The organism is Paenibacillus sp. 1A_MP2 (assembly GCF_052244825.1).
Classification (GTDB): Bacteria; Bacillota; Bacilli; order Paenibacillales; family Paenibacillaceae; genus Paenibacillus; species Paenibacillus vandeheii.
On record NZ_JBQQCS010000001.1, the window covers coordinates 4,196,402 to 4,219,191 of the forward strand.

Below are 22,790 nucleotides of genomic sequence, written 5' to 3' on the forward strand. Positions count from 1 at the left end.
ATAGCATAGTTCCTCGCCATACCAATATCTGAACGTGACAAACATCCTCAAATATGGCTGATGTAAATGGAAAACTTAAAAGCCGCCTTTCGGCGGCTTTTAGTATCTATAACATTCCCCGTTGCTTATAGCTCGATAATTCTCGTTGCAATATTTGCGCAAAATTCACTGTCATGCTCTACAAACAGAAGGGTCGGGGAATACTCCAACAGCAACTCTTCAATTTGCATACGTGAGATGACATCCACAAAATTGAGAGGTTCATCCCAAACGTGCAAATGAGCTTTCTCACTGAGACTTTTGGCAATTAGCACTTTCTTTTTTTGGCCTGCGCTATACGTTGAGATATCCTTCTCCAACTGCAATCTGGAAAAATCCAGCTTTCTTAATATGGATTTAAACAGGCTTTCATCAATACTCTGAGCGGCTGCAAAGTCAGATAAATGGCCTCCGAGATCAGACGTGTCCTGTGACACATACGAGATTTTAAGCTGGTGATCCTTCCGAAAAAGGCCTGTATAAGGGATATTCTCACCACAAATCAGTTTAAGGATGCTTGATTTTCCAGATCCATTTTGACCATAAAGGGCGATACGATCCCCTTTTTCAACCGTGAAACTCACGTCCTTACAAACGACATTGGAATCATAGGCAATGGATACATGTTCCAATTCGACGAGTTCCTTCTTGTGATAATCCAGTTGATGAATCTGCAGGCGTTCTGCATTTTCAATATTTTTGAGCAATTTGGACTTTTCCTGAATGGCGGATTGCTGCCTCTGCTCGATATTTTTGGAACGTTTCATCATTTTGGCAGCCTTATGTCCGATATATCCTTTATCCACCTTGGAACCGGAATTTCTCGTCCCATTTTTGGTTCTTTCGACTTCATGCGACCATCCACCCGTCCGTTTGGCGGAGTCGGATAAACGTTTGATATCCTTTATTAATTTCTCATTACTGGCAAGCTCAAATTGATCTTGTCTCTGTTTATTTTCCCACCACGCGGAAAAATTCCCTTTCTGAATCTCGATGTTGTTTTTATTGATGGACAGGATATGATCCACGCTGTTATCCAGAAAGGATCGATCATGGGATACCAAGATAAATCCACTTTTACTGCGCAGATAATTACTTACAAGTTTTCTCGCATGAATGTCGAGATGATTGGTAGGTTCATCAATGAGCAAAAATCGATTATCCTTCAGGAACAAGGCAGCCAGCATCACCTTCGTTTGCTCTCCGTTGGATAAGGAATCGAAAGGTCGATACAGAATATCTTCCGACACTTTTAACAGGTTAAGCTCACGCACAAGCTGCCAGTGCAGATACTCAGGATAGATCTCTTCAATGACATCGAGGGTCATCGCTCCTTTGTTCTCAACCTGAAACGGAAAGTACTCAAAGCTGACATTTGCAGAAATAGTTCCACTGTATTCATACTTACCGAGCAACAGATTGAGGAATGTCGTTTTGCCTCTTCCATTCCTTCCGGTAAAGCCTAATTTCCAATCGGAGTCCAGCTGAAAACTCACATTTTCAAATATATTATCGTAACTGCCATCATAGGCAAAGGTTAGGTTGGTAACGTTGATTAAAGACATTAAGGATCATCCTTTTTATGTGAAATATAAAAGTTAAGCGGGCGGAGTATTTACCCACGACATGGTCCCTCACTTTATATTTGAACATAATCAGAATTTCAATCCACTCTTGAGATAAAAGACACACTTTCCCTGTCAGAGTTATGAGAATATATCCTCAAATGAAAAAAACGCAAAAAAGCCCAATTCACCCGGTGCTTTTTTTGCGTTACATCAACCTGACTATACGATGACGAAACCTGGCGTCCTGGAGCTTAACGCCAAGATGATCTATGCATAGGAGGATAAAGTGCCGGATTCTGATTAGTTATGTTGTGAACCATGTCAATGTCCATGTTCGCTGACAGGTTCACAACAACATCTACAACCTCTAACTCAGTCATCGCTCTATCCCCCTTTAAAGGCTCAACAATTTAATACCAGAAACTTAACATGGAATGCGTGCTTAGGTCAAGGCGACCTGCTCTGCATTCATTGAGTTATCAAACGCTGCATACAGCGGTTTGTAAACCGGATGCCACATAGCAGCTTTGACTGCCTCTTCCACGTCCTTGAGCTCCACACGCGCTACGCCATCTTCGACTGCCGCTTTGGCGACTGCGACTGCAACTTTGTACGAAACAGCTTGCAGCTCTTTTACTCGTGGCAGAAGTGGAGCACCCGGTGCAGAGGAATCTACCGAATTAGCTACGGCCACTGCTGCTGCGGTGAACATGTTTTTGGTGAATTTCGATGCTTTTGCAACGATAGCGCCAAGTCCCAATCCTGGAAAAACAAAAGCATTATTGGATTGACCGATTTCATATAAAGTGTCATTAAACATGACTGGTTCAAATGGACTGCCTGTTGCAATTAACGCTTTACCATCCGTCCATTCAATCAGACTTCTTGGTGCTGCTTCGGCAAGGGATGTCGGGTTGGACATCGGCATAATGATTGGACGTTCCACATGTTTCGCCATTTCTTTGATAACTTGTTCATTAAAGGCACCAGTCACACCGGAAGTCCCAATCAGGATTGTTGGTTGGATCTGTTTCACAACTTCCAGCAAACTAACCTGTCCCTGCTCATTCAATGCCCAATCTTTCACTTCCGTTGCTTCACGTACATAAGGTTTCTGGAATTCGAATAGACCTTCCGTCTCATCTGTAAGAATTCCACGGTAATCGAAGGCCCAGAACCGACTTTCCGCTTCCTCCTGCTCAAGACCTTCTTCCATCATGGCATCACGAATCTGATCCGCATTGCCAATACCAGCAGCCCCTGGTCCAAATACAAGAACACGATGCTCTCGAAGAGGTACACCCGTCACCTGAACTCCAGACATGATAGCTGCAAGCGTGACAGCGCCCGTTCCCTGTATGTCATCATTAAACGTAAGGAGCTCTTCCCGTATTTCTTAATAATATTTCTGGCATTCACGCTGCCCAGATCTTCCCAGTGAAGCAGGATATCCGGGAACCACTTTGTTGTTTCTTTCACAAACGCCTCGATAAATTGATCATATTTTGCCCCGCGAATACGTTCATGACGATTGCCCACATACAATGGATCATTCAGCAATTTGGGATTATTGGTTCCAACGTCCAGTACAACTGGCAGTACACGGCTTGGATCAATGCCCACGGCTGCGGTGTATACGGCCAGTTTGCCAATAGCAATATTGATGCCTCCAACACCCCAGTCTCCAATCCCGAGGATGCTTTCCGAGTCGGTCACCACGATCAGATCCACATCTCCTGCATGCAGGCCACTGTTGCGGAAGGCTTCTTCCAGCCCATCCATATCATTAATGGACAGATATATACCGCCTGGTCTGTGATACTGATTGCTATACTCCTGAATGGCTTGCCCAACCGTAGGTGTATACACAATCGGCAGCATTTCACTAAGATGCTCCTTCATTAAACGGTAGAATAGTACAATATTTCGGTTAAACAGATCACTAAGCATAATGCTTTTGCGCAAATTATCCGATTCATTTTGCAATTGCTGATATACGCGGCTCACTTGTTCTTCAATATTTAAAACCATCGGCGGCAAAATGCCGTTCAGGTTAAGCTCTCTCTCTCTTCTTCGGTAAAAGCAGTACCCTTGTTCAACATCGGATTGGACAGAACATCCTTGCCTTTCAAAGAGGTTTTTAAATTTCCATTGGAATCCACAAAAAATGAGTTCATTTACTAATTGCCTTCTTTCATGACGTCTCTTCGCTGTCTTTTTAATATATTTTTATCACTTGATAACTTTTAGTTAGTTAAAGATCTTCCGATGACAATTATAAGGTATTTTTTATGGCATGTAAACGAACTCATGAAACTTTCATGAATGAAATTCAATTTCTCCTTGATAAATAAAATTTATCACTTTGCTTTTTTTCAACAAATTCATTTTATGGAAAAGTTCATTTCGAACACAAAAAAAGCCACGAATCTTCGTGGCTTTAGTCAATTTCCCGCTGGGTCAATTCAGCTTAATACTATTTCATATGAGATTTAATTAATCAGTATAGGTATCCTAAAAAATCGAGTTCTCCCTCACTCCAAGCCCTGGTTCCAACTTCTCTAATCATTAATCCCTCAACCTTCTGAACCCCAACTCCAATTGTAGTTAAGCTTTCATGGTCAATTTTTAACCATTTACATGTGTTGCTTACAGCTTTGAATCCATTTTTACGATACAAGTTCATATTATCAGCAAATAAAAGTACAAAATCAATATTTCCCTTAGTCAACTTTTCCACTTCACCAAGCAACAAAGAAGCGATCCCTTGGGAGCGATGTGTGATAGAGACACACAAGTCGATTATCCCTAATACTCTTACTGCTTCTCCGTTTAAATTCATCATCCTGTAGTCTAATGCTACATGTCCTACCAGTTGATTATCAGAGTTGAATGCCAATAATCTGCACTGTGGGATTTGCTTAAAAAACAATCTGTCTTTGGGATAGACCTCTGAAAAACTCGCAATAAGCAATTCTTGAAGATGTGTTATCCATTCTTCTTTCATCTCCATATCATAAGCTTTAATTATTTTCAAATAAATTCCCCCTAATCCACTTCAGACTTTTTCTCTATTTGAGCTCAGTTAACTTAGTGAAGATGAACTTACGGAATATAGGCATCCTCTACCTCAACTTTTGGTTCATTTCCGTCAACTATGTATCTTACGTTAATGACATTTCCTTTCTGGAAATGGGCGATATGTGTAACCGGAATAAAGGTCTCTACAGTTGCGGGAAAGGTACTGCCATCCACTTGGGCTACGGTCAGATCCATTCGCACTCCCGGTCTTCCATCCATACTGGATGAAGTCTGTATGATGTTATGAATAATCGCTTCTGCCGGAGTCCCATCCATTAAAATGTTTTTTCGAAGTTGTTGTTTCTTTTTAGCGCTGTGCACAAGTTTAAATACGGTAATCAAAATGATTGCACCCGTTAGAACTCCAAAACTAATGACTGCAATCACAGTAATCAATGTAGTTGACATGATAGCCTCCTTTTAATTGAAAGTTAAGTTTACTACTTCTTTTCTTTATCTGTCTATTCCTGCAACATCTGCTTACACAGGGCTCCTTCAAGCCAAAAAAGCCACCATGTTTGGCGGCCTCCTGCAGGTTATGAAGTTTATGGACTTCAACCATACTGGCATAATCTATTCGCATAATAAGTTAATCTTAATCTACTTTTGCACCATATGACCTTACAAACAGAACCGCTTGTTCCCGATCCAAACGTGCACCTTTGATATCCAATGATTTCAAATCGATTCCTTCCAGGTTGGCTCCTCTAAGATCCGCCCCTTGCAGTTTCGCTCTGCTCAAAACCACTCTTGTCAGGTCACAGTCTCTCAGATCCGCTTTGGTAAAATCCGTATCCGTAAAATCAGCTTCAAAGAAACGAATTCCTCGCAAGTCCTGTTTACCTAATCGGGTATGTCTCAGATTCGTATAAGACCAATCGCCCCGACTCAGGGTAATGCCATCCATTTGCGCACCAGAGAAGTCCGACCCCGTCATCTTGCATGAGCTGAATTTGGAAGCAAACAGATTAGCACCACCGAAGGAACAATTTTCAAAAGCCGATTCTGTATGAATGGAACCATTCATGGAAGCTCCCTTAAAGTCACATTCAATAAAACGGCAGTTGCTTGTTTCGATTTCTTCCATTGAAGCATTCATAAAGGTACACTGTTTAAAAACACAGCTTATGAGTTCTCCATACCGCAAGTCACGTCCTTCAAAATGTACCCCTTCATATTCCTGATCCTTATATTGAAACATCACGTACACCCCATCTTGTATGATTATCATGTGTTCACCATAAAAAGAGCTTTTTATAATATACCATACGGCTGTCAAGTACCGCTTAAACACCTGCAAAAGTCAAGGTTCTTATTTTTTAAAGACCTGTAACTAGCATAATAGGCCCGATGTCTTGTAACTATTTCTCTTGACCTTGGAGTTTACTCCAATGTTATGATTTTATCGGAAAGGAGGTTAATATGAAAATTACGGATTTTGCTAGCAAATATCAAATTCAAACGGATACAATTCGTTATTATGAGAAAGAGAACTTATTGAATCCGTTAAGGCGAGAAAATGGGTATCGGGAGTATGATGAAGTATGTGAAAAACAGCTACAGCTAATTATCGTATTAAAACAATTAGGTTTTACAATAAAAGAGATGCAACAATTACTTATATTACGAGACCAATCCATATCAACAGAATGTAACGATGCAACAGTATGGTTATTGAATCAAAAAATAACGAAACTTGAAGAAAAAATTCAGTTTTACCAACAGGCATTACAAGTCGTGCAAACCATTAAAGAGCTTGCAAGTGAAGCGGTATATTCAGAGAATAAAGAAGTTATCGAAAAATTGTTACTTAGTTTATTCCAAAAGGATTCATAAGGAGAGAGATATGGTGACGAATAAACAAATCGTTCATGTGGAATATATATTAGCCGTTATACTTTCTTTTTTTATTTACATGCAGCTACACTTTCCAATTTGGTTGTTTTTTGTGCTTTTATTCGTTCCTGATCTTACAATGCTTGGTTACGCAATGAATAAGAAAATAGGTGCGATGGTTTATAATTTCGGACACACATTTATTTTTCCTCTGCTTTTAGCATTAAGTTACTTATATTTTTCAAACGATTATCTGCTTTTAGGGTCGATCATCTGGATAGCTCATATATGTTTGGATAGAGCAATAGGTGCCGGATTGAAATATCAAGATTCTGCATTTACTAGTACACATATACAAAGGCTTTAAAATTGCGGCTGCACTCATTGTACCGATAATTGAAATTGGAAGGCAGCCCTTGTGAAAAGTTGAGGAATATCTTTCTTAAATGATGATTAAACGAGAAGAATGAAGGCGCTAATTGGGCGTCTTCTTTTTCGCGCTAGGAAGGCTTCGGACGTGAAGTGGTTTCTGCTCTTCTATAGCCTGACCCGTTTTCCAAGCAAAAAAGAAGACGCATCTGCACTGGACAGACACATCTTCTAATCTGGATTAATTCCTCTAGAATTCCTTATCCGCAAATAACCTGAAATCGTCCGTAATCGCTAACCTTTTGCTTCCTTCCAAATAAAATTGATCATCTGCTCTCCAGGTATGACTTTGTTTGTTTTGTCTCCGGTGATACACATAGTTAAACGGTGACGTAGCATAGGTTTTGAATCCTCTTTTTCTGCATTGCCTCAAAAAGGTTACATCTTCTCCAATGGAACGGTCCGTGAACCGGACCTTCTTTAAAATCTCCCTTTTGAACAGAAGTGTACCGCCTTGTATAAATTCCACATGTTTGTTCTTTTCTTTGGGTGATCTGACCAGCAGCGTTTTTGAAGCGCCCAAGTAAACCAGGCACGAATGTTTGCCCACGATGTCGCTTTTCGTTCGTTTTAGTCCATTCACTTGTTCTTTCAAATAATAAGGCGAGTAGTAGTCATCATCATCAAATTTGGCAATCAACGGAAATCGGGCACGGGTAATCCCCGCATTCAGACTTTGTCCGAGCGAGATTCTTTCTGGAACTTGATATACGGTAACATCCGCATGTTTTCGAACCCGGTTTCGATATAATTGCAGATTCATGCTGTCATGATTCAGAATAATGATAAGCTCTTTTACTTTATAACGCTGCCGATTGAAATTTTGCAGAATATTGTCAAAAAATTGTACCCGATTGGTACATACAATGATGGAAACACCGTTCTCCGTTCTGTTTTTAGCCATGACCTATGCTCTCCTCCACATATATGTTTCTTCATCATACGTACAGAAGTAAGGCATGGTCTGGACAAAGTGATAGCGTATAAAAGACCAAAAAACCTTTATCCTCCAATGAGGACAAAGGATTCTGAAATTCATTCTATGCTTGATTGGATTCGTTCATATATACGGCTTTACCTGTACGAGCGGACTCATAGAGTGCCTCCAGGATTTGCGAAACCACCAAAGCCTGTTTAGGTGTTACTACCGGCTCCAGATCTTTATCAATCGCTTCAATCCACTTTCTCATCTCTATATCCGGTGCACTTTCACTCTTTCCATCATAGAAAGCAACCCCGCCTGCACTCAACTCAATTTCGTTAGTGTACAAACGGCTGAATTTCTCGCCATTGATGCGCAGGCCATTCTTCATATCCGCGCCTGCTTCGCTTCCGCTCAAGCTGCATTTTGCTTCATCCACATCCAGTGAATTGAGCGCCCAGCTGGATTCCAGCATGATTGTGGCACCATTCTCCATTACGATCATACCGAAAGCGGAATCTTCAACTGAGAATTTTTCCGGGTCCCATGGGCCCCAGGCATTCGCTGCATTTTCTCTTTGTGAAAGCTCGTGATACGTTGTACCCAGAACCACCTTCGGTTGATAGTTATCCATCATCCACAGCGTCAGATCGAGTGCGTGTGTACCGATGTCGATCAATGGTCCGCCACCTTGTTTCTCCTCATCAAGGAAAACACCCCAAGTTGGTACCGCTCTTCTTCTGATCGCATGTGCTTTGGCAAAGTAAATCGAACCCAGTTCGCCAGCTTCACACAGCTGCTTCAGATACAAGCTGTCTTCTCTGAAACGGTTATTGTATCCGATGGTCAGTTTTTTACCCGTACGCTCGGCTGCTTCAAGCATTTTTGCGCTTCAGCAGATGTCTTGGCCATCGGCTTTTCGCACATTACATGTTTTCCGGATTCCAGCGCGGCAATTGAAATCTCAGCATGGGAGATATTCGGCGTAAGAACATGAACAATATCAATCGTTTTATCCTGAAGAAGCTCCTGATAATCCGTGTATACCTTTGCTTCGGAACTGCCATACTTTTCTTTGGCTTCATCTGCACGTTCCTGAACGATATCGCAAAAAGCAACCAGTTCTACATGTTCAAGCTTGCTCAGACTTGGCAGATGCTTGCCGTTTGCAATCCCGCCACAGCCAATAATCCCTACACGATACGTTTTACTCATATCCAATCACCCTCACTTTTGGTTTGGTTGTTTCATTTTGCGGAAAGCCGATGGGGTCATCCCCAGACGCTTGCGAAAAACAGCATGCAAATAATTGGCATTGGTAAACCCTGAAGCCAGGGCAATTTGTTCAATGGAAACATGACTTTCTTCCAGATTGCGGCACACCGCGCGCAGGCGAATATCCTCCAACACACGGCTGAAAGGCATTTCTGGCTGTACCTGATAAAAGATTCGCTGCAATTGTCTGCTGCTGATATGCAGCTTCTCCGCTACATTCTCCAGTGTTACTGCGGAGGGATGATTCGCCTCCATATACTGAATGGCATAATCATACCTGTACACAGACATGTCTCGAACTGGGGCCTCCGCCCGATTTCCCCCGATATCGTAGGCTCGGACGGTCTTGAGCAGAATACTAATTACCTGCTGCTTAATGGACGTGTAATAACCGATCAGTTTACGGTCACAAGCCTCATATGCTTCCAGGAAACAGTTCATGGCGCGATGATAGTCATGTACCGGAGCAAGAGGAAGCGTTCTAAGCTTTTCAATCGTTTCCTCTGATTCGGCTGCCTCCCATGGATCTACACCCTCTCTGGGATGTTCGATGATATCCACATGAAGACATAATTCATCCATAGCCTCCTGGGAATCCGCCTCCTGATAATGAACAAGACCCGGACCCGTTAAGTACAGCATGCCTTCAGAGAGCGGATGCATCTTATCCCCAGAATGACTTTTCCTTTCCCTCTCGGGATAAAATGGAGTTCGAATTCCGCATGATTATGAAAATCAACGATTCTGCCTGCCGGAAAAGAAGTCAGATGAAATCGCAGAACCCGTATCTCGTAGTGTCCCCACAGGATCGAGACATCCAGTCTTTCCAGGATATCCTGTCGCTCAAGCATTTTCTCAAAAGGATATCGGCTCAATGCAGCACCTCCCAATATCCTATCCCTGTAAATCCTTTAAGGAGATTTTACGCCCTTCCTTCGCAGAAAGGTTGGCCGCCTCCATCAGGCGAGTTAACTGAGTAGCCGTCTGCAAATTCTCGCTAGCAATTGTATCGTTTTGAATATGGGATACCCACTGGCTGAATGCGCTTTCTCTTCTGTCCAGCAAAGGAATCTCCGTCCATTCTTTCTGTTGCTCCGAACCGACATTCGTGCGAATCAGCAGCTTCTCCTCCGGTGTTCCGTATAACAGCGTGCCCTCCGTACCATGAACCTCTATCGCAAATGGAGAATGACTGTTCACAAACCCAGCCTCAACCACACCGATCGCTCCGGAATCCGTAAATAAGGTGGCAACCGCGTTATCTTCCACTTCTTTTCCGGTTACATATCCGAAATTAGCATTAACCCCTGTCACTTCTTGACCCAGGAACAGATTCGTCAGATACATCGGATGACAACCTAGGTCAATCAATGCACCGCCCTGGCAATCTTCCAGATGATAAAAGTGCTCAGGCAGCCAGTTGGCAATAGCTCCGTTATGCGATAAACGCACACGAACATAAGTCACTTTACCAAGTAATCCTTGGTTCAGTACATCTTGAATCGTTAATGTATATCCATCGTTCAAACGAGGTAATGAAACCGTCATTTTCACTCCGTTATCCTGTACATCAGAAATGATTGTATTAACTTCCTTCAAGGTTGAAGCGATAACTTTCTCTGTAAAAATGTGTTTGCCCGCTTTCGCTGCAGCAGTGATCACATCTTCATGAAGTCGTGTCGGTGCATCCACAATGACGGCATCGATGTTGTCCTGTGCCAGCATCTCTTCAAGTGAAGCATAGAATGGCACGTTCAGACGTTCGGCTGCTTCCTGTCCGCGCTCGGCATCTTCATCCCACACAGCAGCCATCACTGTATCTTCATGCTCCTGAGCCTGTTTAATATAATCCCAGGCATGTACGTGCCATAAGCTTACTTTACCTATTCGAATGGTCACTATGATTAACCTCCATACTATATGATATTCTGACATCTAACTATAAATTAACACAGACCTGATCTAATTTTAATAGGAACTTACGACAATAACTATATAAAATTACGACATCATTCAGATAAGTACTCACTTATAAATAAGCAAAAAGCTTTCTGCCACGGGATTGTGGCTGAGAAAGCTTTTTGCAAATAATAAATTGTTAATTGCCTGTTTCCGCAAACGTTTTAATTCGAAGTCCGATTTGGTCACGAACCTGTTGGAAGACAGCCCATTTCTCCTCATCCGTACCTGTTGCTTTGGCAGGATCATCGAACCCCCAGTGCTCCCGTTTAACTTGTGGAGGTGTTATTGGACATTTATCTGCTGCATCACCACACAATGTAACTACCAGATCTGCATTGTTTAGCCGTTCGGAATCAATGATATCGGATGTCTGACTGGAGATATCCATGCCTAATTCCTTCATAGCTTCAACCGCTTTGGGATTCAAACCGTGAGCTTCGATTCCTGCGCTATAAATGTTCCAATCCTCACTCAGGTATTTCTTGGCCCAGCCTTCGGCCATTTGGCTTCGGCAGGAATTGCCTGTACATAGAAAATAAAGTGTTTTTTTGCTCATGCCATCGTCTCCTCGCTATTTTGAATTACAGAATGCTTAACCACAAATACAAGCCTATTAATGTAATTAGCAACGTTGGAACCGTAATAATAATACCTATTCTGAAATAAGTGCCCCAAGAAATCCTGACGCCTTTGGTGCTGAGAACGTGAAGCCAAAGTAATGTTGCCAAGGAACCGATCGGTGTGATTTTGGGACCCAGATCCGAGCCAATGATATTGGCATAAATGAGCGCTTCCCGTATGCTTCCTGTAGCTGTCGTTGCTTCAATGGCAAGCGAATTGATCAAGACGGTAGGCATATTGTTCATCAGTGATGAAATGAACGCAGCAATAAAGCCCATGCCAATGGTTGCAACCAACAACCCTTGATCGGCCAAAGCCTGAATGGCGGCAGCCAGCAGATCCGTCAATCCCGCGTTTCGCAGACCATACACCACCACATACATGCCGATGGAGAAAAATACGATGGCCCAAGGAGCCTCCTTAAGAATCGATTTCGTCGGCACAGCAGAGCTGCGGGAAGCCATAACCAAGAAGAAAATAGCGGCCACACCTGCTACAAGGGAGACAGGAACGCCTATAAATTCACTACAGAAGTAACCGGTGAGCAGGATTCCGAGAACAATCCATGACAACCCAAACATCTTCTTATCCTTAATGGCTGTAGCTGGAGGTTTCAATTGACGGCTATCAAACCGTTTGGGAATGCTCTTTCTGAAAAAGAGATATAGAACTCCTATGCTTGCAGCTAATGAGAACAGATTTGGTATGAACATTCTTCCTGCATACTGCATAAACGTAATACCGAAGAAATCGGCTGACACGATGTTGACCAGGTTGCTTACAACGAGTGGCAATGACGTCGTATCGGCGATAAATCCGCTAGCTATAATGAAGGGAAATACTTTTTTCTCATCAAAGTTTAGTGCACGTACCATAGCCAGTACTATCGGTGTCAGTATTAGGGCGCCTCCGTCATTGGCAAAGAAAGCGGAAACTATTGCTCCTAGGATCGAGACGTAAACAAACATCCGAACCCCTCTGCCATAAGCCGCCTTGGCCATATGTAAGGCAGCCCATTCAAAAAAGCCAATGCGGTCCAAAATAAGTGAAATTAGGATGATAGCCACAAAGGCAAGCGTTGCATTCCATACAATCTGGGTAACATCCCATACATCCTGAAGATGAACAACACCTAAAAGTAAAGCCAGAATGGCTCCCCCGCATGCTGACCATCCAATAGAAAGGTTTTTGGGCTGCCAGATAACGAGGATCAGTGTGATCAAAAAAATGATGCTTGCCAACGCTGCCGTGAACAAACATTTCACCTCCTTTCCGTTAATACTCTGTCTTTAACATAGTTATATAATGATATACTTATATGTAAATCAAAAAAAAGTTAATTACACTTGGACGATACCCTTTCCTTGTTTAACGACTTCAGGATAGCCGCTGTATCCGGCATGCATTCCAATGCAAGTTTAATATACGGCGTATCTTCGACATTCAAAGAATAATACACCCACTGTCCGCGTTTGCTCTCTTTAACCAAACCCTGATCCTTTAATTTTCGCAAATGTTGGCTGATGCCAGGCTGCGACATATCCAGAATATCTACAAATTCACAAACGCACCATTCTCTATCCTTCAGGAGCGAGAGCATGGTCAGGCGTGTTTTGTCACCCAGTAATTTCAACTTATCCGCAGCGTCTTGAATGAAATCCATAACCCTTCCTCCCTCCTGTATGTAACTTATATAAGAACATGCTTATATTATAATGCGATAACAATAAAGTCAATACAAAAGACATCCACCATGACAAGGCGGATGTCCATTGTTTTGAAAAATGAAGTCTACTCGATCTGAGTTCCTGGCAACAGATTGTCATCATCGGAAGGTACATTTGTAACAGGCGCTTCGGCAGCAGATACAAACAACCGTCCTGGCGCTTCCACTTCTACTTTGTTACCAGCCGTATCCTGGGCGCGGATCACAATAACCCCACCCTCAAGCACAAGTGATGCAGGTGTGGTATACGTACCCGTATAATGACCAGGTTCCGTTTCCACCAATGGAATCTCTCCCCCAGCCTGTGGAGTCAGATTGGATGGCAGTTCAATTCGGAAAGAAGCCTGAAGTTTGGGCTTACTGTCGAACGAAACCGTTACGGTTTCTCCTGCCACAATCCGTACATCCTCAGCCGGAGAGATATTGGTCAGTTCAGGCAAAGACGTATCCACATTAACCGTTCGGGTCACGGTTGTTTTATTACCTGCAATATCTGTCGCTATTATTGTAATGGTGTTCTTACCCTCATTCACTAGTACGCGGTGATTAAAGCTTCTGTCCTGCTCCAATTTCACCTTTTGTCCGTTAATCGTCACCTTGTCAAGGAATTGATCCTGCACGTTGCCGGTCACATGAACCACTTCTGTGTTGGTTCGACTTCCTTCCTCAGGTGTGAGAACCGTTAATACCGGTGTGGTCTGATCTAAGATGATCACAACTGGAAGAGAACGGTCTGTCGTTTTTCCATTAACAACCGCCTCGGCAGTAAAGGCATTAACGCCTGATTGAAGCTGTGCATTATAAGTGAATTTACCGTTCTGAACCGTTGTTGAACCCACCAATTTTTTTCCGTTATAAATTTTAAGCTCTGCGCCATTCGCAGGAGAAGTTCCCGCAACGGTGAAGGCTGACTTATTGGTATACGTGTTAGCTGGTGTAGTGAGTACAGGTGCATTCACCGGATACTTAACCACTGCACGAATCATATAGTTTCCCTCTTCTGCTGGTGCAGTACTCCATACTCCGCCTACACGCTGCCAGCTCCGCCCTGCATTCACACCATTTTCATCGGTTGCAAGTCCCGGCGCGCTCGTTCCGACTGCAGTCTGTACATACACGATATAGAAATCGCCTTGTACCACTACAGGCTCAGGAAATTCCACGGTCGTCCACTGATCATTACGCAATGCTGTACCGTCGAATGGCCCCGCCAACAATCGGCCTGGCGCTCCACCTGATCCGGAGGCGTCATAGACGGCATATTTAAATGCTGTTCCGCCGGGTACTGGCCACTCTGTATTCCAGAATCGAAGTGATGCACCTGTGAGCTGTGCTGTCTCCAATTCTGGCGTCATGCGCACAGCCCATGCGTTATCTGCGGCGACAAAAGCTCTTGCATTTTCAGCAGTTCCATCGTCATAAGCGATTTCACCAGGAAATCCGATAAATGGTTTTAAGGCAACTTTCGCTTCGACTGTACCATTTCCTGGTACCGTTACACTTACAGTTTTACTATAATAGTCTGTCGCGATGATCGACAGCGTGTAGGTTCCTTCCAGAACATCCAGAATGAACTTGCCGTCTGTGCCTGTACGAACTGCCCCTACTTGAGCATCTTCCAACACAAGAACGGATGCGCCAGCTAGAGGTTTTCCTGTCCGTTCATCACTTACAGTACCTTCAATCTTTCCTTGGGGAATGGTTTCCAGATTGAAGTTGGCTGTCGCTCCACTGCCGTCCGTGATGGTTACCGTTTTCGTCTGAGGATAATATCCATAAGCCTCAGCCTTCAACGTGTAATCACCCGCCACGTGAGTAAAACTGTATTTGCCTGTTGTCGAGTCTGTCTTGACTGAACGCCCTGTTTCCAGAACGGTGACCGTTGCACTTGCAGGTAAGCTTTGCGGGGTTACAGAGCCTGTTCCAGGTTTCTGCACTTCCGGCTGCTCCTGTTTCGTTTTATTGAATTCAGCCTTGTCTGTACTTGAAACTTTATACCAAGGATTATCATATTCAGGTTTAGGCTTATCACTGCTCAGAACAACCGCGGTATCTTTCGTAACCGTCTCAGCGGCGATACCCAGAATGCGGAAGTCATCGATATACCAGCCTTGCTTGACGACACTGCTGTCCGACGTCAATCTGAACCGGAATTGAACTTCATTTCCCTTCAATGCGGCCAGATCGTAGAATACCGGAGTCCATTGTTTCCCATTCGAAGAATGAGAAAATTTACCGAGCTCCGACCATGTGTTGCCACCGTCCTTTGTAGCTTCGACATAACCATAATCATATCCACTTTCAATCTCATACCAATGATTGAACGTCAGTGTAGCTTGATCCACTTGAGTCAAATCCACGACTGGCGATACCAGAGAATAGTTTGAACCGTTCTCATAGGTGCTGTCCAGATCGGTCGCCCAAACATTCGGCGGAGAAACCGCACTGGCAGGACCAACGACAGGTACTCCACGTTCCCACTCGTCCTTGGTGCCCGAATGAGACCATCCATTGTCGCTATTGCCATCAAAGTGATCAATGAAGATATCTTCAGGGACCTCCACGGTCACGGATACCTCATTCGACTTGTCACTTTCATTGCCACTATAATCAAGCGCAGCTACCGTGTAATAATAAGTTGAATCGGTTACGGTCGCTGTATCCGAAAATGTCGTTGCAGATGTATTTCCAATAACCTCATAACCTGAGCCGGGATTCGTCGAACGATACACGTTGTAGGATTCCAGATCCTCATCGTCCGATCCCGTCCAGGACAGGTTTACGTTCCCCAGAATGTCAGCTGTAGCGGACAATCCGCTTGGCGCTCCCGGAGCAATATCATCTGGAGCTTGTACTGAAAAGTCATCGATATACCAACCAGCCTTTTGAACGGAATTGTCGCTGGTCAGATTAAACTTGATAAATACCTGTTGACCGGCGTAGTCACGCAAGTCAATATATTGCGTTTTCCAGCCTCCACCGGCACCTGTAAAGCTCAATGCCTCTTCAAATGCATAGTCACTATCCTCTGTTGCAATGTACACCTTGCCAAAATCGATGTTGCTCTCCAAATCATACCAGTGCTTGAAGGATAACAATGCTCCTTCAGGGCTCTGGGTAAGATCAATTGGTGGTGCGAGCAAATAGGCATTGCTGTTGGCTGCATAAGTCCCAGTCAGATTGGTTGCAATCAGCTTATCACCGGAATAGGCGCTTCCCGGTCCACTTGTCGGTGCTCCCCATGTCCAGGCGTTGCCAACTCCGCCCGAGCTGAAGCCCAGATTATCTTCCTCAAAATCCTGCAAATACCCAGGCTGCACTCCATTGGATACCGCAACCTTGTAAACTTCACTTTCGAATCCGTTATTACCATAATCATTGACCCGGATATAGTATTCCAAGCCCTGTGACTCGATGAGGAATGCCGGAATCGTCGCTGTGTAGGTTCCATCTTTGGCATCTCCAGCTATTCGATTCATCGGCAGATATACATACTGGCTCGTGCCCGTTGTTTTGGCGAATGCCTCCACTGTTGTTACACCGACATTATCGGTAACACGCGCAGTCAGTGGAATATCAAGCCCCGTAAACGCAGAGTTTACAGGTGTATGTTCCAGAACGGGTGCTTCCAAATCATCACCTGCTGTGACAACCCTCCCGGATACCGTGCCTATGCCTTCAAGCACGGAACCTACTGCATCCAGCGCATTAATGATACCGTGACCGTAGCCGTTATTTGGCGAGGTTGGATACCGGCTGTCTGTTCTCGGTGTCGCTGTATCCATAATAATTTGCTCCAACTGATCAACCGTAAGGGAATGATTGGCTTGAAGCAGGAGTGCAGCCAAGGCAGTGGTATGCGGGCCTGCCATGGACGTACCGTTCCAGCCACCCTCATATACGCCGCCCGGAACGGAGGAACGAATGTTAACACCTGGAGCCGAAACTTCCGGCTTAATTTCCTCATAAGGGGAAGGACCAAGTAGGGAAAAAGAAGCCAGATTCCCGTTGATATCCGTTGCTCCGGTCGCGAAGCTCTCTGGATAGTTGGCAGGGTTCGCAACCGAACCTGGGCCTCCGGGATTCGTCAATGTTACATTGCCGGCTGAGAATTCCGGAAAGATCTGTGCATCACGCCAGGCCTGAACCATCGGACGGAACCACTCGTCCAATCCTGGACCACCACCCCAGGAATTGTTAACCACATCCGGGGCAAGCTCAGGGTGCAGGTTTCCTTCGGCATCCACTGGAGCAATCAGCCATTGCCCGCCATCCAGTATAATGGCATCCGTCGTACTCGGATTGAAAATCCGGACGGAAATCCATTTTGCTCCGGGAGCAACCCCGATCTTATTGGTGCCATTGGCTTCGGAGCCTACCATGGTACCCATCGTATGTGTACCATGACCGTCTCCATCCGCAGGAAGAGAGGCATTACTATGGGGATCATACCAGCTTAGCTCGGGATCGACGATATTTCCCGAAGCATCGAGTCCTCTCCATTTACTGCGGAGCGCCGGATGGGTGTAATCGACCCCGCTGTCCAGGTTGGCAACAACGATTCCTGTACCGTCGATTCCTTTGTCCCAGACTGCAGGCGCGTTAATCGAATCGATGTTCCATTCAACGTTCTCTGTCTGCAGGCTCTTCTCATTAGCTGCTGCGCTTTCCTTCGTATCCGCTTCTTTGGCTGGTGTCTTGGCAGGCTCCGTTGCTGGGGCTGCTGTTGCCTTTTCGCTACCAACCTCAGTTTTTTGCATATAACGCTGCTCGTTAGGCAGTAATTTTTCCACCTCGGGAAGAAGTGCAATCTGTTCCATAACTTCTTTCGTACTTGTTACTGCGAGTGCATTAACGATGAAATAACTTTTATATTCTTTGACCTTGCCAAGGTCAAGTTCCTTCTCAAGAAAACTTTCCAGGGTGTATTGGGAGCGCGAGGCCGTTTCTCGCAGAGAACTGACAACCGTGCTGCGCACAGACAGTTTCGTTGCCGAAGCCGTTTGCTTTTCGATTGTTGCCTTTTGCATAGCTTGTTTGGAGACAGAGGCTGTATCTACCTGTTCTTTCATTTTCACCAGATAAGTTACATAATCATTGCTCTCAAATTCCTTGCTCAGCTTGGCGTTCACTTTGGAGGTGGTGATTTTGTCCGAACTGGATTTCATGTCGATCTTCTGCGATGCGGCGTTATCAGCTGAAACCGGATGAATGATAGATAATGCAAGGAGAAGTGACAGGCCCATGGAGAGCGGCTTGCGTAAACGATTCATCTTTATCAAACTTTTCCACTCCTTTTACCCGGTTTTTGTAATACAGCGATTTACTGTATCCATTCCTTTAAACGAAACGATGAAACGGCCTCAATATGGACAGACGTATTGCGTTCATTTACATCAAGCCTCACCTCCTTTACAGGACAGGTTATTAAATTACATCGGATGTGAAATATTATAGATAGCCATTTTCAGCATATATGGAAGAGGTAGATTTGGATTCCAGCTCAATTCATCTTGTGAGCGGAAATGATTCGCATTCATTAAGGAGGGTAATCACCAGCGTTAGCAAGAACGCATACTTTTCAAGGGAGTATTATGGATATGGGTGGCTCGGGAGATTTCTTTAAATATGTACCAACACTCTTAAAATTACATATAATATAAAATTTAGAATCCAATTGTATTTTTATGGTATATTATAGAGTCAAAAAATGAGATATACAAGCACTTTTCTTGAAAATTATAGAAAATAAGCCTTTTTAATGCTTTTATAAGTCTAATGTCTCTCCTCCCCTCACACATTTTACGCAAATGCGAATACCAGGGCTGCTCGGTTGATTCGAACGGTTCTTTATAACTATGACCTAGTCTTTCTGACATCAAAAAGAACGACGCGAAATCCTCTCGCGCCGTTCTTTTTGATGTCCGGGATATCGATTAAGGGCAGGAATGGATCGTCCCTAATGAATCTACTCATGTACGCTGATTTAGACGATTCAACACCAGATAGACAACGATGGCATCATCCAGATAACCAATCGGAAAGAGATAGTCGGGAATCAGATCGGCAGATGAAATAAAGTATAACAATGCACTGCCGATCAGGGACCGATCATTCTCAGTTGTAATCTCATCACAGTATTGAAGATGCATTTCCTTCAAATGTTCAATGAACGGTCCTGCACCGTTTGTCTGGTTGATTTTCACTTCAAACTCTTTACAGATGATTCGATGCCCTTCATCCGTACGCGCATATTGTTCGTACTTGATCATTTCCTGCTCAATTCGCTCTGTTGTCACTGCAGGGTCAAATAACTGGGTATGTTGCAGGACTGACTTTATCGATTCAAGCGAATCTAGGATACCCTGCTCGGCCTCTTTTTTTCCGTGATGGATTGGATAGCCGGCAGCTTCAAGCAGAATATCCAGAGAAACATCCAGATGTTCGGAAAAGACCTGCAGATGCGTAAGCTTTGGTTGCTGCTTCCCATTCAATATCCGGGAAATGGTAGCGGTGTCCATTCCGCAAAGTGTGCTGAATTTGCGCATCGAGAGCGCACGTCTGGCTAGCAGAGGCTTGATCAAATCTCCGATATGACCATCCTTTATTTGATCATTTGCTCTCACCGGCATCCCTCCAGAGATATGATCGATAGTCTAGTATATGGGACAATGTCTGAAAGTTTACCTTATTCTTTCCTCAACGGAAGCGTTTTGTTACCTTTTTCTCAAGGACGGGCACAGGATTCTCAACACCACATACATTAGGAGCAGACTACAGATCATGAGGTGATTTTATGGCATGGATGCTTATCTTAGCTTTGGCTGTCTCTTCGAGTCTTGACAACCTGGGTGTCGGACTATCGTATGGGATCAGAAAAATCAAAATTAGCCTATTTTCTAATTTTTTGATTGCCGTTGTTTGTTTACTGTTCAGTTATTCTGGCATTTTGTTCGGGAAATGGATTTCTGTCGTGCTTCCTGGCGTCTTCCCCATACTACTGGGCACATTTATCCTGCTTGTCATCGGTTTTCGTATCATCTTGTTATCGGTTCCCCGCAAGAAGCAAGAGCATGAAGAGACCGATTCCCAGGCTCTCGGGATCGGGACCATTTTGCAAAATCCTGAACGGGTAGACCTGGATAAATCAAACCATATCGGAGTGCTGGAAGCATTGATTCTGGGCGTTGCTCTATCGACCAATGCACTGACGAATGGCCTAAGCGCCGGCCTGATGGGCTTGTCCCCTTGTACATTTCCCTGACAGCAGCTATCGGCAGTTTTATTACTGTATGGTTTGGCGTGTGGATGGGAACCAAAGCGGCAAATGTCCGTATTGGTTCGTTCACACTGGGTCAGTTCGGAACGCTGGTCAGCGGAATTCTCTTGCTGTTGATTGCAGCCAACAATTTGTTCTGATGCATTATAGAAAACTCCAAAAAGGAGACATCGGATCCGATGTCTCCTTTTTGAGCATTTTAGAAACTCTAGTTAATAGATCCTTGCCATAATCGTGGACCATTCACCCGTCTATCCTATTTCAGTGCCGTAACCACTTCTTCACTGGACCGAATCCGACCGATTCTGGGAAAATAGTTTTACAAACGTAGTCATGCTCTTCCTTGGTAGCAGCTGTCATAGCATCTTCTGCAAAAATCTGATGATAACCATGCTGATAAGCTTCTCTCGCTGTAGTATCCACTCCAATGGAGGTAGAAACGCCACACAATACGATTGTATCAATGCCCCGACGACGCAACTGGAGGTCAAGATCAGTACCGAAGAAAGCCCCCATTGACGCTTGGTAATCGTATGATAAGGGGTATGGGCTGCAATTTCAGGCACGAATTGATCCCAATCAGCGGTAAATTGAGCCGCTCCACGTTCCATATCCGTCTGGGGCTTCAACATATCTTTTCCATCGACGGTCGAGACTTTTACAAGCACTACAAAAGCTCCCTTTTCGGTAAAAGCCTGCGCTAACTTGGCCGCATTCTGCACTACTGACTCACCTGTATGTGGAGCCTGTTGCCGGCTATTTACAATCCCCTTCTGCAAATCAATAACCACCAACGCTGTTTTTTCTGCTGCGAGCTGTTCAGCTTCGGCTTTTTTCAAGTTTTCCATGCTCTTCTCTCCCGTTCATTTCAAGTTTTTGGTATACCTTAAAATACACCCAGCCAGCGTTGATCCATATCAAAGCACTGGTAATCAGAAACACATATCGTATTCCCATCCAGGCGGCCACCTGTCCGCCTAAAACGGCACCGCCGAATACACCCAGATATCCGGCTGACATGTTAAAACCGAAGACTCTGCCTGTCAGAGAAGCCGGTGTAATTTTTTTAATTAACGTATTTACGGACGGAATTAGTCCGGCTGCCGCCAATCCCAATAAAAAACGCAGACCCATCAGCTGCCATGAACTCGTTACAAAAGCCTGGGCTATGAAAAGAATTCCGGCAGCTATAAGAGCAACCAATATTACTTTCTGTGCGCCTACTTGATCGGATAGCCTGCCCAGTCTTGGTGCGGCAATCAGATTGGCCAGCCCTGATGCGGAGAATACGATTCCGGCAATCAAAGCAACATGGGAAGTGTTACCGGAAAGCTGCGTAATATATACAGTGAGGATCGGCTCCACCGAATATAAGGCCACAGTTAGTACAAAAAAAGTAACAAACAAGTGAATCGTCAGACTTTTCTCAGGAACCTTTCGCCATACTTCCCTGAGGCCAAGCACCGCTTTGTTCTCTCGCGTGAACGACTCCTTCACGAATAAAGCAGTCGTAATAAACGCAATCATCATCAGACCACCTGTGATAAAAAAGGAATTCTGAAGCCCCCAGTGCCCTCCAATGAAACCTCCAATCGTCGGTCCAATCAGAGAACCTGCAATGTTGGCCGTTGAAAGTGTGCCCAACGCATAGCCCGCATGCTTGGAATCGGTCTGGGTAGCAATCAGTGTCGTACAGGCGGTGCTGTATCCGGTGATAACACCTTGTAACAGTCGAAGTCCGATGAGCATGTACACGTTGGATGCGAACCCCATACAACCTATGACTACAGCCATTCCCAAACTGGCTCGAAGGAGCATCGGTTTTCGTCCCCATCGGTCGGCAGCGGCTCCCCAAATCGGCGAAAAAAGGGCGGAAAGTACAAATGTTATGCCAAAGGCAATTCCGGAAAATTGGGCAATCGCCGCCGAATCATTCACACCAAGCTGCTTGATATAAAGCGGCAAAATCGGTGCAATCTGACTCATGCCAACCCCTGTCACAAACATCCCAAACCAGCATACAATTAGATTTCTTTTCCACAGCGGCATGTC

General features: G+C 44.4%; 15 protein-coding genes and 4 pseudogenes. 3 read left to right on the forward strand and 16 right to left on the reverse strand.

Annotated features, from left to right (window positions below):
* Positions 1 to 125 precede the first annotated feature (125 nt).
* The 5 genes and pseudogenes from ACTWJ7_RS20535 to ACTWJ7_RS20555 form a co-directional block, all read right to left on the reverse strand.
* Positions 126 to 1,604, reverse strand: a complete 1,479-nt coding sequence (locus tag ACTWJ7_RS20535) for an Lsa family ABC-F type ribosomal protection protein (protein WP_301878766.1) — start codon at positions 1,602 to 1,604, stop codon at positions 126 to 128.
* Positions 1,605 to 2,049: 445 nt separating this feature from the next.
* A pseudogene (locus ACTWJ7_RS20540) lies at positions 2,050 to 3,784 on the reverse strand (NAD-dependent malic enzyme).
* Between the two features lie 323 nt (positions 3,785 to 4,107).
* On the reverse strand, positions 4,108 to 4,644 hold the full coding sequence (locus tag ACTWJ7_RS20545) for a GNAT family N-acetyltransferase (RefSeq protein WP_301878772.1): 537 nt from the start codon (positions 4,642 to 4,644) through the stop codon (positions 4,108 to 4,110).
* A 68-nt stretch (positions 4,645 to 4,712) separates the two neighbouring features.
* Complete coding sequence (locus tag ACTWJ7_RS20550) at positions 4,713 to 5,096, reverse strand: hypothetical protein (RefSeq protein WP_301878773.1); 384 nt, start codon at positions 5,094 to 5,096, stop codon at positions 4,713 to 4,715.
* 187 nt (positions 5,097 to 5,283) lie between these two features.
* Positions 5,284 to 5,889, reverse strand: a complete 606-nt coding sequence (locus ACTWJ7_RS20555; RefSeq protein WP_079344378.1) for a pentapeptide repeat-containing protein — start codon at positions 5,887 to 5,889, stop codon at positions 5,284 to 5,286.
* A gap of 221 nt (positions 5,890 to 6,110) precedes the next feature.
* On the opposite strand from ACTWJ7_RS20555, the gene ACTWJ7_RS20560 reads away from it, so the two are divergent.
* Together ACTWJ7_RS20560 and ACTWJ7_RS20565 are read left to right on the forward strand one after the other, a co-directional pair.
* Positions 6,111 to 6,524 (forward strand): MerR family transcriptional regulator, encoded by a 414-nt coding sequence (locus ACTWJ7_RS20560; protein ID WP_079344377.1) that lies wholly within the window; start codon positions 6,111 to 6,113, stop codon positions 6,522 to 6,524.
* Between the two features lie 10 nt (positions 6,525 to 6,534).
* A complete protein-coding gene (locus tag ACTWJ7_RS20565) occupies positions 6,535 to 6,891 on the forward strand; it encodes a DUF4260 domain-containing protein (protein ID WP_179132566.1) in 357 nt (118 codons plus the stop codon).
* A 252-nt stretch (positions 6,892 to 7,143) separates the two neighbouring features.
* On the opposite strand, the gene ACTWJ7_RS20570 is transcribed toward ACTWJ7_RS20565, so the two are convergent.
* The 9 genes and pseudogenes from ACTWJ7_RS20570 to ACTWJ7_RS20610 all read right to left on the reverse strand — a co-directional run bounded on the left by ACTWJ7_RS20570 (position 7,144) and on the right by ACTWJ7_RS20610 (position 20,091).
* The gene (locus tag ACTWJ7_RS20570) at positions 7,144 to 7,857 is read right to left on the reverse strand and encodes a glycosyltransferase (RefSeq protein ID WP_301878778.1); all 714 of its coding nucleotides are present in this window, start codon (positions 7,855 to 7,857) and stop codon (positions 7,144 to 7,146) included.
* Positions 7,858 to 7,993: 136 nt separating this feature from the next.
* Positions 7,994 to 9,090 (reverse strand): annotated as a pseudogene (locus tag ACTWJ7_RS20575) (Gfo/Idh/MocA family protein).
* A gap of 12 nt (positions 9,091 to 9,102) precedes the next feature.
* Positions 9,103 to 9,813: a helix-turn-helix transcriptional regulator gene (locus ACTWJ7_RS20580; RefSeq protein WP_443145830.1), complete on the reverse strand. Its 711-nt coding sequence runs from the start codon at positions 9,811 to 9,813 to the stop codon at positions 9,103 to 9,105.
* A 231-nt stretch (positions 9,814 to 10,044) separates the two neighbouring features.
* A complete protein-coding gene (locus ACTWJ7_RS20585; RefSeq protein WP_301878783.1) occupies positions 10,045 to 11,049 on the reverse strand; it encodes a Gfo/Idh/MocA family protein in 1,005 nt (334 codons plus the stop codon).
* 199 nt (positions 11,050 to 11,248) lie between these two features.
* Positions 11,249 to 11,668, reverse strand: a complete 420-nt coding sequence (gene arsC / locus ACTWJ7_RS20590) for an arsenate reductase (thioredoxin) (RefSeq protein ID WP_301878784.1) — start codon at positions 11,666 to 11,668, stop codon at positions 11,249 to 11,251.
* 25 nt (positions 11,669 to 11,693) lie between these two features.
* Positions 11,694 to 12,989, reverse strand: coding sequence for an arsenic transporter (locus ACTWJ7_RS20595; protein ID WP_301878786.1), 1,296 nt, complete (start codon positions 12,987 to 12,989; stop codon positions 11,694 to 11,696).
* A gap of 80 nt (positions 12,990 to 13,069) precedes the next feature.
* Positions 13,070 to 13,396: an ArsR/SmtB family transcription factor gene (locus ACTWJ7_RS20600; protein ID WP_301878787.1), complete on the reverse strand. Its 327-nt coding sequence runs from the start codon at positions 13,394 to 13,396 to the stop codon at positions 13,070 to 13,072.
* 128 nt (positions 13,397 to 13,524) lie between these two features.
* On the reverse strand, positions 13,525 to 18,741 hold the full coding sequence (locus tag ACTWJ7_RS20605) for a S8 family serine peptidase (RefSeq protein ID WP_301878789.1): 5,217 nt from the start codon (positions 18,739 to 18,741) through the stop codon (positions 13,525 to 13,527).
* 690 nt (positions 18,742 to 19,431) lie between these two features.
* The gene (locus ACTWJ7_RS20610; RefSeq protein WP_443145831.1) at positions 19,432 to 20,091 is read right to left on the reverse strand and encodes a DUF1232 domain-containing protein; all 660 of its coding nucleotides are present in this window, start codon (positions 20,089 to 20,091) and stop codon (positions 19,432 to 19,434) included.
* A gap of 164 nt (positions 20,092 to 20,255) precedes the next feature.
* Between ACTWJ7_RS20610 and ytaF the strand changes: the two are divergent.
* Positions 20,256 to 20,878, forward strand: a pseudogene (gene ytaF, locus ACTWJ7_RS20615) (sporulation membrane protein YtaF).
* Between the two features lie 116 nt (positions 20,879 to 20,994).
* Here the strand turns inward: ytaF and ACTWJ7_RS20620 are convergent.
* Together ACTWJ7_RS20620 and ACTWJ7_RS20625 are read right to left on the reverse strand one after the other, a co-directional pair.
* Positions 20,995 to 21,586, reverse strand: a pseudogene (locus ACTWJ7_RS20620) (hydrolase).
* Entirely contained in the window at positions 21,558 to 22,787 is a 1,230-nt protein-coding gene (locus ACTWJ7_RS20625; protein ID WP_079344365.1) for a multidrug efflux MFS transporter, read from the reverse strand. Before ACTWJ7_RS20625 ends, ACTWJ7_RS20620 begins: the two are co-directional and overlap by 29 nt.
* Positions 22,788 to 22,790: the final 3 nt, after the last annotated feature.